General features: G+C 71.1%; 12 protein-coding genes and 1 pseudogene. All 13 read right to left on the minus strand.

The genetic code is table 11. From position 1 onward, the window contains the following. Positions 1 to 97 precede the first annotated feature (97 nt). On the minus strand, positions 98 to 1,672 hold the full coding sequence (locus LQV45_RS07275; RefSeq protein WP_230006420.1) for a Rieske 2Fe-2S domain-containing protein: 1,575 nt from the start codon (positions 1,670 to 1,672) through the stop codon (positions 98 to 100). A gap of 94 nt (positions 1,673 to 1,766) precedes the next feature. Then, a complete protein-coding gene (locus tag LQV45_RS07280) occupies positions 1,767 to 4,718 on the minus strand; it encodes a DEAD/DEAH box helicase (RefSeq protein WP_230006421.1) in 2,952 nt (983 codons plus the stop codon). A 115-nt stretch (positions 4,719 to 4,833) separates the two neighbouring features. Beyond that, positions 4,834 to 5,244, minus strand: a complete 411-nt coding sequence (nusB, locus tag LQV45_RS07285; protein WP_138173843.1) for a transcription antitermination factor NusB — start codon at positions 5,242 to 5,244, stop codon at positions 4,834 to 4,836. Positions 5,245 to 5,246: 2 nt separating this feature from the next. Then, positions 5,247 to 5,807, minus strand: coding sequence for an elongation factor P (gene efp, locus LQV45_RS07290; RefSeq protein ID WP_138173841.1), 561 nt, complete (start codon positions 5,805 to 5,807; stop codon positions 5,247 to 5,249). A gap of 81 nt (positions 5,808 to 5,888) precedes the next feature. Continuing rightward, positions 5,889 to 6,347, minus strand: coding sequence for a type II 3-dehydroquinate dehydratase (gene aroQ / locus LQV45_RS07295; protein ID WP_138173839.1), 459 nt, complete (start codon positions 6,345 to 6,347; stop codon positions 5,889 to 5,891). Then, the gene (gene aroB / locus LQV45_RS07300) at positions 6,344 to 7,420 is read right to left on the minus strand and encodes a 3-dehydroquinate synthase (RefSeq protein WP_230006422.1); all 1,077 of its coding nucleotides are present in this window, start codon (positions 7,418 to 7,420) and stop codon (positions 6,344 to 6,346) included. Before aroB ends, aroQ begins: the two co-directional genes overlap by 4 nt. Beyond that, on the minus strand, positions 7,417 to 7,953 hold the full coding sequence (locus tag LQV45_RS07305) for a shikimate kinase (RefSeq protein WP_230006423.1): 537 nt from the start codon (positions 7,951 to 7,953) through the stop codon (positions 7,417 to 7,419). Before LQV45_RS07305 ends, aroB begins: the two co-directional genes overlap by 4 nt. Further along, positions 7,940 to 9,141: pseudogene (gene aroC / locus LQV45_RS07310) on the minus strand (chorismate synthase). Before aroC ends, LQV45_RS07305 begins: the two are co-directional and overlap by 14 nt. 4 nt (positions 9,142 to 9,145) lie before the next feature. Then, the gene (locus tag LQV45_RS07315; RefSeq protein WP_230006424.1) at positions 9,146 to 9,979 is read right to left on the minus strand and encodes a shikimate dehydrogenase; all 834 of its coding nucleotides are present in this window, start codon (positions 9,977 to 9,979) and stop codon (positions 9,146 to 9,148) included. Next, positions 9,973 to 11,613 (minus strand): endolytic transglycosylase MltG, encoded by a 1,641-nt coding sequence (gene mltG, locus LQV45_RS07320; protein WP_230006425.1) that lies wholly within the window; start codon positions 11,611 to 11,613, stop codon positions 9,973 to 9,975. Before mltG ends, LQV45_RS07315 begins: the two co-directional genes overlap by 7 nt. A 1-nt stretch (position 11,614) precedes the next feature. Beyond that, positions 11,615 to 12,088, minus strand: coding sequence for a Holliday junction resolvase RuvX (ruvX, locus tag LQV45_RS07325; protein WP_230006426.1), 474 nt, complete (start codon positions 12,086 to 12,088; stop codon positions 11,615 to 11,617). Then, positions 12,085 to 14,754 (minus strand): alanine--tRNA ligase, encoded by a 2,670-nt coding sequence (gene alaS, locus LQV45_RS07330; RefSeq protein WP_230006427.1) that lies wholly within the window; start codon positions 14,752 to 14,754, stop codon positions 12,085 to 12,087. Before alaS ends, ruvX begins: the two co-directional genes overlap by 4 nt. A 61-nt stretch (positions 14,755 to 14,815) precedes the next feature. Further along, on the minus strand, positions 14,816 to 15,108 hold a 293-nt coding region (locus LQV45_RS07335; RefSeq protein ID WP_230006428.1), incomplete at its 5' end, for an ATPase.

Below are 15,108 nucleotides of genomic sequence, written 5' to 3' on the forward strand. Positions count from 1 at the left end.
GTCCTCCCCCGCCCGAATCTCCTCCGCTCGCGTGAGCATTGCCCCGGTGCGGCGGCTCGCCCCGCGGTGACGCTCCGTGCGTCGGCGTCAGCGCGGCTCAGCCCGCGGCGACCTCGGCGGCCTTCTCCTTCGCCAGGCCCGACGGCGTCGAACGGATCGGGTGACCGGTCGTCGTGAGGCACCGACCCGAGGCCAGATCCCACTTCCAGTCATGCAGTGAGCACGTCAGCACGCCGTCCTCGATCTTGCCGGTCTTGGTCAGGTCGGCGCGCAGGTGCGGGCAGCGACGCTGCACGGTCCAGCCGTCGATCTCGGCATCCTCGGTCTGGTCGGACTGCTCGGCGTACCAGTTCTCGACGTACTCGATGCGGTCGCGCGACAGGCACTTCAGGAACGTCGTGAGGAACTCGTTGAACTTGCCCGAACGGCCCACCTCGAACTGCATCGACAGGAAGATCGAGTTCGACCAGTCGATCTCGTGGTCGCGGATGTTCGTCGACACCAGATCGGCGGGGATCGTGTACCAGTAGATGCACTCCTCCCCCGCGTACTCGCGCACCTTCGCCTTGGGGAAGTCGACGACCATGTCCAGTTCGCCGATACGGAAGCGCACCATTCCGCCCACGCCGTTGCGGATCGTGCGGGCGCGGCGGAGCAGCGGCTCCCACCACTCCTTCAGGGCCGCGAGCATCTCGGCCGGCGGGATGATCTCGGCACGGGATGCCTCTTCCGCGGCGATCTCGCTCTGACGGCTGTCGCGCTGCTCGGCGAGGTACGCCCACTTGTCGCCGAAGATGCGGTCGATCTCGGCATCCGTGTACAGCGTCTGCGTGACTGTGACGTCGGACCCGTGCACCTCGACCTCCGTCCCGGGCAGGAACAGGTGGCCCCGCTGATCGGGCCGCAGCTCCTTCATGTGGGCGAGGAACTCGCGCTGGTCGGTGAAGATCGAGTCGTTCTCGAGGCCCATGCCGTTGTAGCGGAACAGGGCCTCGCGCAGGAACATCGGCGGGCCCGCCATCGGGAACACGTGCGGCGCATTGACCTTCTCGATGTAGTACATCGCGCGCTTGTTCTGCGCGTCGCGCTTGAGCTGAGCGAAGTTCTGCTTGGCGTCCTGCGGCAGGTCGTAGACCATCGGCCACCAGATGGCGCCCGACACCTGCGTGAAGTACGCGTCGGGGGTGCCGAAATCGATGAGCTTCTCGAGATCGAGCGGGTGTGAGTCGTTCTGGTTGAGGATCGACGCGGTGCCGTCGTCGAGCGAGAGCGAGGAGTCGCCGATCGGGCCGTCGGAGGGTGCGCGCAGCGGCGTCACCATGATCTTCAGGTCGCCGTACTGGAGGGGCACCCCCGCCTCGGTGCGGACGAGATTGGTGTAGCCGAGCGCGATGAGGTCCTGCTCGAGGTCGTCGGTGGGGTACTCGGGCAGGAGGACCTTGATGTCCTTCGACACGTACCGCTCCAGCATCGCCGGGTCGAAGTGATCACGGTGGCGATGCGAGATGTACAGGAAGTCCGCCGCGCCGAACCGCTCCCAGTCCAGCGCACGGTTGTCGGGGAACGGGAACCACGAGCCGAAGAAGCTCGGTCCGATGACGGGGTCGCAGACGATGCTGCCGCCCGCCGTCTCGATGAACATTCCCGCGTGGCCGAGGCCGGTGATCTTCATGTCGCTCCTGTCCGTGAGAACCCGTCGAGTCTACGCGGGCGATGGCTGTGCGAGAGATGGGCGCGGCGGTCGCATCCCGACTCGGCCGGGTGCGTCAGCCCCCGAGGATCCCCCGGATGTCGTCGGCATCCAGGCTTTGGGCGAACGCGTCGTCGTCGTCGAGCACGGCGCGGGAGAGGGCGGCCTTGCGCTGCTGCAGCTCGAGGACCTTCTCTTCGACCGTGCCGGCGGCGATCAGCCGGTAGACGAACACGCTGCGGGTCTGTCCGATGCGGTGGGTACGGTCGATCGCCTGGGTCTCGGCGGCGGGGTTCCACCACGGGTCGAGCAGGAAGACGTACTCCGCCTCGACGAGGGTGAGGCCGAAGCCGCCCGCCTTGAGGCTGATGAGGAAAACCGGGGCATCACCCTCGCGGAACCGGTCGATCACCTCTCCGCGCCGGGCGGTCGAACCGTCGAGGTGCGCGAACGTCAGGCCCGCGGCATCCAAGCGCTCGGCGGCCAGATCGAGGAACGACGTGAACTGGCTGAACACGAGCGCTCGGTGACCTTCGGATGCCACCTCGACGAGGCGTTCGAGGAGGACGTCGAGCTTCGCCGAACCGAGGTGCGCGTCGCGCTCGTCGATCAGGGCAGGGGCGAGGGCCAGCATGCGCAAGAGCGTGATCGAGCGGAAGACGATGAAGCGTTGACGATCGAGGTCGTCCAGGAGCCCGAGGATCTTCTGCCGTTCGCGTTGCAGGACGCGGTCGTACAGCTCGCGGTGCGCGGGTCCCAGCGGCACCGCGATCGTCTGCTCCTGCTTGGGGGGAAGGTCGGCGGCCACGACGTCCTTCGTCCGCCGCAGCAGGAACGGCCGCACGCGCGACCGCAACCGAGCGAGACTCCCCCGGCGGTGCGCGTCGGCCGCCGCGGCGGAGAGCTCGGTCGGTGAGTCGCCCGGGAGCTGCTCGATCGCCCGGACGTACTCTTCGCGGAAACGCCGGGCCGAGGGGTACAGCCCGGGGGCGGTCAGCGCCAGCAGCGCCCACAGGTCGTCCAGGCCGTTCTCGATCGGGGTGCCGGTGACGGCGAAGACCGAGTCCGCCCTCAGCGCGGCGACCGCGCGATGGATGCGGGTCGCGGGGTTCTTCACGAACTGCGCCTCGTCGAGGATCACCCCGGCCCAGTCGGGCTCGGCGAACTCGGCGTCGTCGGTGCGGACCACGCCGTAGGGGGCCACGACGATGTCGGTTCCGTCGGCGAGCTGCGTGATCGTGCGCGTGCGACGCACCGCGGTCGCCTCGACGGTGACGACCGCCAGCTCGGGCGCGAAGCGCGCGGCCTCGGCGCCCCACGTCGGCAGCACGGACGTCGGGGCGATGACGAGCCAGGGCCGGTGCTCTCCCCCGGCCCGCGCGTGGGCGATGAGCGCGAGCACCTGCACGGTCTTGCCGAGGCCCATGTCGTCGGCCAGGATGCCGCCCAGCCGGTGCGCGTGCAAGAGTGCGAGCCACGAGAGCCCGGCCCGCTGGTAGGGCCGCAGCTCGGCGCGGAAGCCCGCCGGGGTCGCGATCTCGGGCACCTCGGACACATCGCGGAGCGCCCGCGCGAGAGAGCGCCACTCGCCCGCGGCCTCGGACTCGTCGGCGAGGTCTTCGAAGTCGCTCCACAGCGCGAGGTGGCGGCGCGGGATGCGCGGGCCGGCCTCCCACTCGTCGAGTTCCGCGGCCTCTTCGAGCAGGTCGCGCAGACGCTGGAGCGCGGGGTGCGCGAGCGAGAACCAGGCTCCGTCGGACAGCTTGATGCGCGTCCGGCCGCGCGAGAGCGCCGTGAAGAGCGTGCCGAAGGGGATCGTGCGCCCGTCGATGACCACGACGATGCCGAGGTCGAACCAGTCGCGATCGGGCGACGGGACGGCGGTGATGGACAGCGACGGGTCGCCCCGCAGCTCGCGGAACGCGGGAACGGTCCCGCGCGTGACCACGCGCACATCGGCGAGCAGGTCGAGGGCGGGGAGCAGTCGCGTCGAGAACAGCGCGGCGTCGGCGTCGCGCAGCGTCGCGCGGGCGCGCGCCGGCAGATCGGCGTTCTCGGCCCACGCCGCTTCGAACCGCCCCGCGATCTGCGCCTCGACCCGGGGATCGCGCTCGTCGTCCAGGACGGGAGTCCCGTACGCGGCGCGGATCGGCCCCGGGTACAGCCAGTCGAGGGCGTAGTCGAGGGCGTCGTCGTCGCGGTACGTCACCGTCACCTCGAGGGTGGGCCGCGGTGGAGGGGGCGCCGGAACCCCGGCGCCGATCGCCAGCGGCACCCGACGGGCCAGCCGCGGGTACGCCTCGGCGAGGAACTCCCCCGTCTCCTCGGCGGGCACCTCGACAGACCCCGTCGTCAGCAGCGCGGGCAGCGGTGTCGGCAGCGCGACCGGTGCCAGCACGAGAGGAATCGGGTCACGGTCGATCTCGAACGCGAAGACGCCGAAGCCGCCCACGGCCCGCACGTGCGCGGCATCCGTCGTCTGCCCGTCGATCTCGACCACGGGTGAGAGCCGCAGCCCGCCGTCGCCGCTGGAGTCGACCGCGACGCGCGCCGTCGCCTCGCCGGCCAGCCGCACCGTCTGCTGCGGGTGCATCGCCACGAGCGGGATGCCGAGCCCTGCGGCCGCGCGCAGGTGCGGCCACAGCAGGGGCGAGGCGATGGTGTCGAGGGCGACGGTGTCGCTCGCGGCGACGAAGGGCCCCGTCGTGCGCATCGCCTGCGCGAGCGCGTGCAGCTCGGCGAACCAGCCCACGTGCGCCGGGTCGAAGCGGCCGCCGGATCGGCGCACCACGTCCCACGTGGCATCCGCCCGGATCCAGGTCTCGCGCGCACCGCGCACGAGTGGCCGGGCGACGAGCTGCAGGTCGTCCTGCCGGCGGGCGAGCATGCGCGGCGTCACCGGATCGACGGACCGCGCTTGCCAGTGGGACGGGTCGTACGGCGCGCGCTGGCGCATCTCGATCCCGAGGGCGAGCGCGCCGAAACCGGGCTGCTCGCCGCTGGGGAGGAGGCCGCGCCACGACGTCATGAGGAGATCCTCGCGCAGGCCACCGACATCGCGGGCGGCGGAGCGACCAGTCGGAGACGCCGCGACGCGGCCGCCGACGAGAAGTCGGGGCCGCGTCGGGTCACGCCGGAGGTGGTCAGGACGAGCGGGCGATCCGGGCGAGGACGCCGTGCACGAAGGAGCCGGAGTCGTCGGTCGAGAACTCCTTCGCCAGTTCGACGGCCTCGTCGATCGCGACCGCCGTGGGCACCTCGTCGTTGTAGAGGATCTCCCACGTGCCGATGCGCAGCAGGGCGCGGTCGACGGCGGGCATGCGCTGCAGCGACCAGTCCTTGGCGAACGTGGTGATCTGCTCGTCGATCGCGTCGCGGTTGTCGATCACGCCGTCGACGATGTCGCGGGCGTACAGCCACGACACCTGACGGTCGGGCTCGCTGGCGGCACGCTTCGCTTCGACGGCGAGCATGACGGGCAGCTCTTCGCCACGGACGTCGGCTTGGAACAGGATGTCGAGGGCGCGCTTGCGCGCCTTGGTACGGGCGCTCAAGGTCAGCTGATGCGGCCGAGGTACTCGCCGGTGCGAGTGTCGACCTTGATCTTGGTGCCGGTCTCGAGGAACAGGGGAACCTGCATCTCGTAGCCGGTCTCGACGGTGGCGGGCTTCGTGCCGGCCGACGAGCGGTCGCCCTGCAGGCCCGGCTCGGTGTACGTGACCTCGAGGATCACGGACGGGGGCAGCTCGATGTAGAGCGGGTTGCCGTTGTTGAGCGCGATCTGCACCTGCTGGTTCTCGAGCAGGAAGTTCGCGGCGTCGCCCACCGTCACCGCGCCCACGGTGATCTGGTCGTAGTCGGCGACGTCCATGAAGACGAAGCCCTCGCCGTCGTTGTAGAGGTAGGTGAAGTCGCGGCGGTCGACGTTCTCGATGTCGACCTTGGCGCCGGCGTTGAACGTCCGGTCGACGACCTTGCCGGACATGACGTTCTTCAGCTTCGTGCGGACGAACGCGCCGCCCTTTCCGGGCTTGACGTGCTGGAACTCCACGACGCTCCAGAGCTGACCGTCGATGTTCAGGACGACGCCGTTCTTGATGTCTGCAGTGGATGCCATGAGGTTCGATATTCCGTTTCGTGAGTCGGTGGGGGCGTCGCGTCGGCGCTCGCCCAGCGATCGAGTCTACGCGATGGGTGCTCAGCCGTCCGCGCGGCCGCTGATGACCTCGACGAGGAGGTCGACGGCGCGCGCGTACCCGGGGACGCCCTCGCCGATGACGTGCACGGCGGCGACGTCCTCGATGTACGAGAAGTGCCGGAAGCTCTCTCGTTCCTTGATGTTCGAGATGTGCACCTCGGCCACGGGGAGGTCGACGGATGCCAGGGCGTCGCGGAGCGCGACGGAGGTGTGCGTGTAGCCGCCGGCGTTGATCACGATGCCGGCGCAGTCGAGCCGTGCGGCGTGGATCGCGTCGATGAGGGCGCCCTCGTGGTTGCTCTGGACGGCGCGGACCTCGAGGCCGTGGCGGGCCGCCGCGTCGGCTGTGACCCGCTCGACGTCCGCGAGCGTGTCGCGTCCGTAGATCTCGGGCTGGCGCGTGCCGAGCAGGTTGAGGTTCGGCCCGTTGACGAGCAGCAGGCGGCGGGGCGTGCTCACGCGCCGACCTCTTGGTAGGCCGCGAACAGCAGGGACTCGTCGGGCGCCTGCAACACCGTCGGGCGGGCGAGGTCGTCGAGCACGATGAAGCGCAGCATGCTGCCGCGGCTCTTCTTGTCGCGCTGCATCGTCGCCTTCAGCGTCTGGAACGCTCCGGCGCGGTAGGTCGTCGGCAGCCCGAGCGACTCGAGCACCGTGCGGTGACGCTGCGCGACGTCGTCGGACAGGCGCCCGGCCAGCCGCGACAGCTCGGCGGCGAAGACCATGCCGACCGAGATCGCCGCGCCGTGGCGCCAGCGGTATCGCTCGGCGTGCTCGATGGCGTGGCCCAGGGTGTGGCCGTAGTTCAGCACCTCGCGAAGGCCCGCCTCGCGCAGATCTTCGCCGACGACGCGCGCCTTCATGTCGATCGCGAGTTCGACGCAGCGTCGGAAGCCGTCGCCGCGGGGATCGACGATGTTCTCGGGGTCGGCCTCGATGAGGTCGAGGATCTCCGGATGCCAGATGAACCCGGCCTTGACCACCTCGGCGAAGCCGGCGGTCGCTTCGTTCTTCGACAGCGTGTCGAGTAGATCGAGGTCGCACACCACCGCGACCGGCGGCCAGAACGCCCCGACGAGGTTCTTGCCCTCGGCGGTGTTGATGCCGGTCTTGCCGCCCACGGCGGCATCCACCATTCCCAGCACCGTCGTCGGCACCTGGACGAGCGCGACGCCGCGGAGCCACGTCGCCGCGACGAACCCGGCGAGATCGGTGACCGCTCCCCCGCCGAAGCCGATCACGGCATCCGTTCGGGTGAAGTCCGCTTGACCCATGACCTGCCAGCAGAACGCGGCGACCTCGACGCGCTTGCCCTGCTCGGCGTCGGGGATCTCGGCCAGCAGCACCTGCCGTTCGCTGACGAGCTGCGCGCGGAGGGACTCGGCCTGCGCTGCCAGGGTCGGCGGATGCACGATGAGCACCTTCTGCGCGTTCACGGGCAGCTTCTCGCCCAGCGAGGCCAGCACCCCGCGCCCGATCGTGATGTCGTAGCCCGGCTCGCCGGCGACGGAGATGGTGGTGGTGTCGGTCATGGGGTCTCCTGGGTCGGGACGCTCTGCGCCCACGCCACGATGTCGTCGACGACGCGGGCCAGGGGGCCCGAGGACGTGTCGAAGGTGATGTGCGCGGTGGATTCGTACAGGGGCCGGCGTTCCTCGGCGATGCGGAGCCAGCGCTCGACGGGGTCTTCGGCGTCGAGGAGCGGGCGATCGTCTCCGTGGATGCGGGATGCCACGACGTGCGGCGCGACGGTCAGCAGCACGACGCGGTGCGCGGCCAGGCGTTCACGCGTCTCGGCATCCAGCACCGCTCCCCCGCCCAGCGCCACCACGCCGCCGGCGGAGAGGGCCTCGGCCACGGCGGCGCGTTCGAGGTCGCGGAAGTGCGCCTCGCCGTGCGCCGCGAAGATCTCGGGGATCGGCCCATGGTCGCGGACGACGATCTTGTCGGTGTCGCGGAAGGGCCGGCCGAGCGCCCGCGCCACGCGACGACCGATGCTCGTCTTGCCCGCGCCCATCGGTCCGATGAGCACGAGTGCGGCGGTAGGGGCCTCAGCCGAGGTCATGCGCGAGCAGCGCCGCGTCGGAGGCGTCGGTGGTGCGCAGCGTCTCGGGCAGGTGCGCGAGGTAGGTCTCGAGGTTGCGGCGGGTCTCGGCGACGTTGTCGCCGCCGAACTTCTCCAGCACCGCGTCGGCGAGGGTGATCGCGACCATCGCTTCGGCGACGACCCCGGCGGCGGGAACCGCGCACACGTCAGAGCGCTGGTGGTGCGCGGCGGCGGTGTCACCGGTTGCGACGTCGACGGTGCGGAGCGCCTTGGGGATCGTGGCGATCGGCTTCATGCCGGCGCGGACGCGCAGCACGGTACCGGTCGACATGCCGCCCTCGGTGCCGCCCGCACGGTCGGAGGACCGGGTGATGCCGTCTCCCGTGGCGAAGAGCTCGTCGTGGGCCTGCGAGCCACGGCGCGTCGTGGTGAGGAAGCCGTCGCCGACCTCCACGCCCTTGATCGCCTGAATGCTCATGAGGGCCTGGGCGAGCTTGGCATCCAGTCGGCGGTCCCACTGCACGTGGGAGCCGAGCCCCGGCGGGAGGCCGTACGCGAGCACCTCGACGATGCCGCCGAGGGTGTCGCCGGACTTCTTCGCGTCGTCGACCTCGGCGACCATCGCGGCCGACGTTTCGGCGTGGAAGCACCGCAGCGGGTCGGCGTCGAGACGGTCGCGTCGTCGGGCACGCGCACGGGCCCGATCGAGAGCGTGTGGCTGACGAGCCGGATGCCGAGCTCGCCGAGGAACGCACGGGCGACGGCGCCGAGGGCGACGCGCGCCGCGGTCTCGCGGGCCGACGCGCGCTCGAGGATCGGGCGCGCCTCGTCGAAGCCGTACTTCTGCATGCCGACGAGGTCGGCGTGTCCGGGACGCGGACGGGTCAGCGCGGCACCGCGTCCGCGGGAGCGGTCGGAGAGCTCGACGGGTTCGGGGCTCATCACCTCGACCCACTTCGGCCACTCGGTGTTGCCGATGCGCAGCGCGATCGGGCTGCCGATCGTGAAGCCCTGCACGATGCCGGTCGACAGCGTCAGCTCGTCTTCCTCGAACTTCATGCGCGAGCCGCGGCCGTAGCCGAGCTTGCGGCGGGCCAGATCGGCACGGATCTGTGCGGGCGAGATCGGGACACCGGCCGGCATCCCCTCCATGAGGGCGACCAGTTCGGGGCCGTGGGATTCCCCGGCCGTGAGCACGCGAAGCATGGCTCTATCCTCCCATGACGGCGGTGCGCATCGCGGCGAGCACGGCGTCCTCGCGTTCCAGCGGCTCTGCGGGGTCGCCGCCGACGAACACGCGCACCTGCAGCAGGGCCTGGTGCAGCAGCATCCCGAGTCCGTTGACGGCCTGCTGCCCGGCCTCCTGCCACGCCACCGCCAGCGGGGTGGGCCAGTTCCCGTAGACGACGTCGACGAGCGGTCCCCCGACGGATGCCAGGACGCTCGCGGTGTCGCCCAGGTCGGTGCCCCCGGGGAGCGTCGCGATCGTGACGTCGGCACCATCGGGCTCGGGCGCGGCCAGCGCAGCCACGGTGACGGGGACTCCGAGCGCGTCGCCGAGCGCGACGAGCGGCGCGGCCGCCTCGGGCCGCCGCGCGCGCACCTCGATCGCTCCAGCGCCGAGACGGACGGCGGTCACGACGGCGGAGGTCGCGGTGGCTCCGGCGCCGAGGATGCGCACCCGCTCGGGCGTGTCGACCCCGATCTCGCGAAGAGCCCGGGCGAGGCCGCCCACGTCGGTGTTGAAGCCGCGGGGTCCGTCCACGGTGAACCGCAGCGTGTTCACGGCGCCGGTGAGGCGCGCGTCGTCGTCCAGGGATACCGCTGCGGCGGCTGCGACGTTCTTCAGCGGCATCGTGAGCGAGAGGCCGCGCCAGGTGGCATCCCGCTCCGCGAGGGTCGCGCCGAACTCCGCCTCCGCGACGCGCCGGCGGCCGTACTCCCAGGGCAGACCGAGCTCGCGGTACGCCGCCGCGTGCAGCAGCGGCGACCGCGAGTGGTCGATCGGGTCCCCCCAGACGGCGAGGCGGACGGGCGTCAGCATCCGCCGTCGGGGTTGGCCGCGCACCAGGCGCGCCACTGCTCGACGGCCTTCTCGTGTTCGCCGTAGGTCGACGTGAACACGGTTTCGCCGGTGTCCAGGTTGACGGTCACGAAGTACAGCCAGGGCCCGTCGACGGGCTTCATGGCGGCGTCGATCGCAAGGTCGCCCGGGTTGGAGATCGGCCCGATCGGCAGCCCGGGGTACATGTACGTGTTCCAGGGGTTGTCGTTGTTCCGGGCCTCGGTCGACGTGCTCACCGATCCGCTGCCGAGTTCGTTCGCGCCGTACTGGACGGTGGAGTCCATCTCGAGCTTGCCGAAGGTCTCCTGGTTCGAGGGCTGCAGCCGGTTCTCGATCACGCGCGAGACCTTGTAGAAGTCGTCGCGGTTGCGCGCCTCGCGCTCGATGATCGAGGCGACGGTGAGGATGCGTTCGCGGTCGGCTTCCGGGACGCCCGCGGTGTCGAGCGACTGCACCGTCCGCTGCACCATGCGCTGGATGACCTCGGTGGCGGTGACCCCCTCGTCGAAGTCGTAGGTGGCGGGGAAGATCCAGCCCTCGAGCGTCGTGGCCGGCACGCCGTACTGCGACGGATCGGCGACCGCGGCCTCGAGATCGGCGCGCGGCATGCCCAGCTGCTCCGACATCACGTCGAGGGACTGCTGCAGAGTGAGTCCCTCGCGCAGCTGCACCGAGTTGTCGAGCCGGTTGGCGGGGTCGCGGAGCGCGTCCAGGACCGCGGCCGAGGTCATCTGCTGCTGCAGCTTGTAGACGCCCGGCTGGAACGTGAACGCGACGGAGTTGTCGACCATGTACTTGTAGAGCGAGTTCGAGGCTTTCGTGACCCCCGCCTCGAAGAGCTTCGGCGACACGGATTCGCCGGTGTCGCCGGACACGATCGTGACGCGGGTCTCACCGGTGGCCATGCCCGCGTCGAAGTCGACCGGCTCACTGGTGCCGAAGAACGCCTGCACGCGCTCCCCGTAGGTGTTCCACAGGGCGATGCCTCCGACGGCGATCCCGCCGAGGATCACGAGCACGATGGCGAGGGCGATCCAGCCGCCGGTGCGCCGGCGAGGCCGGGGCGCACGGACCGCTCCGCGCACCTGGTCGGTGCTGGCGTTGCCCGCGAAGAGGTCTTCGAGGGATCCGGACGCCGGCGGTCGACCGCCGCCCGATCCTCCGGCCGCGGCGGCACCCGCGCCGACGAGCACGGGCTCGCGGTCGCGTACGGGCTGCGGTGCCGGCTCGGGCCGGGGTGTGCGCTCAGTGCGGGACTGCTCAGGACGGGTGGGCTCCCGCGGTTCGGGCTCGCGCGCGGCCTGCGGGGCCGGCGTCGGTGCGGGCTGCGTGCGCGGGGCGGCGACGGGCGCGGGGACCGCGTCGGCCTCGGTCCCGGCCGCGCGCTCGCTCGCGGCATCCGTTCCCGGGACCGCGGAGGTCGTCTCGGTCGGTGCGGTCTGGCCTCGGCGGGCTTCGCGTGCGGCACGTCGCGAGGGCGGTGCGGGCGCGTCGGTCTCGGCGTCCCCGGGGGTCGCGTCGCCCCGGGCCGTGGCATCCGCTGCTCCCGCGCGCGGGTCGGGTAGGCGACGGTACAACTCGGCGAACGGATCGGAGGGGTCGTTCTCGGGCATATCAGGCGGGCTCCTGTCCCGGTGCTACGGCGGGTCCGGCCGGGTCGCCGGACTTTCGCTCCACGTCGAGCGCCTGCTGCAGCAGGACCACAGCGGCGACTTGGTCCACAATGCTACGAGAATCCCGCTGGGAGCGCCCTGCTTGGCGCAGGACGCCGTGCGCCGACACCGTGCTGAGCCGCTCGTCCACGAGGCGCACGGTCACCGCCACGGCCGCCGCCAGCTCGGAGGCGAATCGCCGGGCGTCCGTCGTGGAGGGGGTGTCCTCGCCGCGGAGGTTCAACGGGAGCCCGACGAGGATCTCGAGCGCCTCGTACTCCGCGGCGAGGGCGGCGATCCGCCGGACGGGCTCGCCCTTGCGGGGAACCGTCTCGACCGGGAAGGCGAGCAGGCCGTCGGGATCCGACCGGGCGACGCCGACGCGGGCGCGTCCGACATCGATGCCCAGTCGGATGCCTCGGCGGAACTCCGTCACGCCGTGGTCGCCCGCACGTCCGCGACGATGCCCGCGAGGGCCTGCGGCAGGGCCGCGGCATCCGTTCCGCCGCCCTGCGCGACGTCGGGCTTGCCGCCGCCGCCGCCGCCGAGGACGCCGGCGGCGGCCTTGGCCAGCGCGCCCGCGGCGAGGCCGCGTTCACGTGCGGCGGGGTTCGTCACGACGACGACGGTCGCACGACCGCCGGAGACGCTGCCGAGGGCGACGACCGCGGGGTCCGACCCGAGGCGATCGCGCACCTGCAGAGCGAGCGAACGCACGTCGTCGGCCGCGGAGCCTTCGCCGAGCGACTGCGCGACGACCCGCACGCTGCCCACGGCCGTCGCCGACTCCACGAGCTGCGGCAGACGGTCGGACAGGGCGCGCGCCTCGAACGCCGCGATCTTCTTCTCGGCGGCCTTGAGGCTCGCCGCGAGCTCGGCGATGCGGCTGGTGAGCTGCTCGCGCGGCGTCTTCAGCGACGTCGAGAGCTGCGACACGATCGCGCGCTCGGCGGCGAGGTCGCGGAAGGCGTCGAGCCCGACGAGGGCTTCGACGCGGCGGTTGGACGCGCCCACCGACTGCTCTCCGACGAGGTTGACCAGGCCGATCTCGGCGCTGCGGGCGACGTGGGTGCCGCCGCAGAGCTCGCGCGACCAGGGTCCGCCGATGTCGACCATCCGCACGGTGTCGCCGTACTTCTCGCCGAACAGGGCCATGGCCCCCGCGGCCTTGGCCTCGTCGAGCGACATCACGCGCGTGGTGACCTCGAGGTTGTCGCGCACGGCGTTGTTGGCGATGTCCTCGATCTCGGTGCGGGTCTCGGGCGAGAGCGCCGCCCCCCAGCTGAAGTCGAAGCGCATGTACCCGGCGCGGTTGAGCGACCCGGTCTGCGTGGCGGTCTTGCCCAGGGTGTCGCGGATCGCCGCGTGGACGAGGTGCGTGGCCGAGTGCGCCTGCTGAGCGGAGTGGCGGTTCAGTGCGTCGACGACCGTCGTCGCCGGAGCGTCGACCGACACTTCGCCGGTCGTGACCTCGACGGTGTGGCTGATCAAGCCGGGTACGGGGCGCTGCACGTCGAGGACTTCGAGCTCGTAGCCCGGGCCCACGATGATGCCCTTGTCGGCGACCTGGCCGCCGGACTCGGCGTACAGCGCGGTCTCGGCGAGGATGACCTCGGCGATCTGTCCCTGCGACGCCCGATCCGTGGCACGGCCTTCGACGAGGATGCCGAGCACCTTCGACTCGGTCTCGAGGTCGGTGTAGCCGGTGAAGACCGTCTCGCCCTGGGCGCGGAACTCGCGGTATGCGCTCTGGTCGGCGATCGCGCCCTTGCGCGCGCGGGCGTCGGCCTTGGCGCGCGTGCGCTGTTCCTGCATGAGCTGGTCGAAGGCGCCACGGTCGACGGTGAGTCCCGCTTCCTCGGCGATCTCGAGCGTCAGATCGATCGGGAAGCCGTACGTGTCGTGCAGGAGGAACGCCTCCGTGCCCGAGACCGTCGTGCCGCCGCTGCCCTTGGTCTCGGCGACCGACTGGTCCAGGATCGCCGACCCGGCCGCGAGAGTGCGCAGGAACGTCTGCTCCTCGGCGATCGCGTACGCGGACAGGCGGGCGTAGTCGGCCTCGACCTCGGGGTACGACTCCTTCATCGCGTCGCGCGAGGCGGCGAACAGCTCGGGGAACGTCGGGCCCTCGACGCCGAGCAGACGCATCGAGCGGATGGCGCGGCGCATGATGCGGCGCAGGATGTAGCCGCGGCCCTCGTTCGAGGGCGTCACGCCGTCGGCCAGCAGCATGAGCGAGGAGCGCACGTGGTCGGCGACGATGCGGAGCCGCACGTCGTCCTCATGCGCCTCGGCGCCGTAGGACTTGCCCGCGAGCTTCGCCGCGAGGTCCAGGACCGGGCGCACCTGGTCGGTCTCGTACATGTTGTCGACGCCCTGCTTGATGAACGCGATGCGCTCCAGGCCCATGCCGGTGTCGATGTTCTTCGCCGGCAGTTCGCCGACGATGTCGAAGTCGTACTTCGAGCGCACGTTCGTGATCTCGTACTGCATGAACACGAGGTTCCAGATCTCGACGTAGCGGTCGTCGTCGGTGGCGGGGCCCCCGTCGATGCCGTACGCGGGACCGCGGTCGAAGAAGATCTCGGAGCACGGACCGGCGGGGCCGGGAAGGCCCGTCGACCAGTAGTTCGTGTCCTTCCCGAGGCGCTGGATGCGCTCCTCGGGCAGCGGGGTCAGCGAGCGCCACAGATCGTGCGCCTCGTCGTCTTCTTCGTACACGGTGACCCAGAGGTCCTTCGGGTCGAAGGCCAGGCCGCCGTCCTCCTCGGGGGAGGTCAGCAGCTCCCACGCGAAGCGGATCGCGTCTTCCTTGAAGTAGTCGCCGAACGACCAGTTGCCCAGCATCTGGAAGAAGGTGCCGTGACGAGGGGTCTTGCCCACTTCTTCGATGTCGTTGGTGCGGATGCACTTCTGCACGTCGGCGGCGCGGGGGTAGGGCGGGGGAACGACGCCGCTGAGGTACGGGATGAACGGCACCATGCCGGCCACCGTGAACAGCAGGGCCGGGTCGTCCGTGACGAGCGAGGCCGACGGCACGATGGTGTGGTTCTTCTTCTCGAAGTAGTCGAGGAAGCGCTGAGCGATCTCGGCGGTTTTCATGTCGGATCTTTCCGTGGGCGTGCGGATCCTCCCCCGGCGGGCGGGGCCGGATGCCGGGAGGTCAGTCGGTGGTGACGGCGTTCTTGGCCGCGGCGGCGGCGGAACCCGCGGCGTCGACGGTCGCGTCGACGGCGGAGGCTGCGACGCCCTTGGCGTCGTCGAGAATCTCGGACAGGCGCGTCTCCTGCTCGTGGTAGGCCTCGCTCATGCGGTCGGCGAACTCGCCGATGCGGGAGTCGACCTGGGCGAGCAGCTCTTGGCCGCGGGGGTCTTTGTTGACCAGGTGGGCGGCGACGAAGCCTCCGGCGATGCCCAACACGAACCAGACGAGGCTTCTCACGATCACCACTTCTT

The sequence above is a fragment of the Microbacterium sp. Bi128 genome (assembly GCF_918698205.1).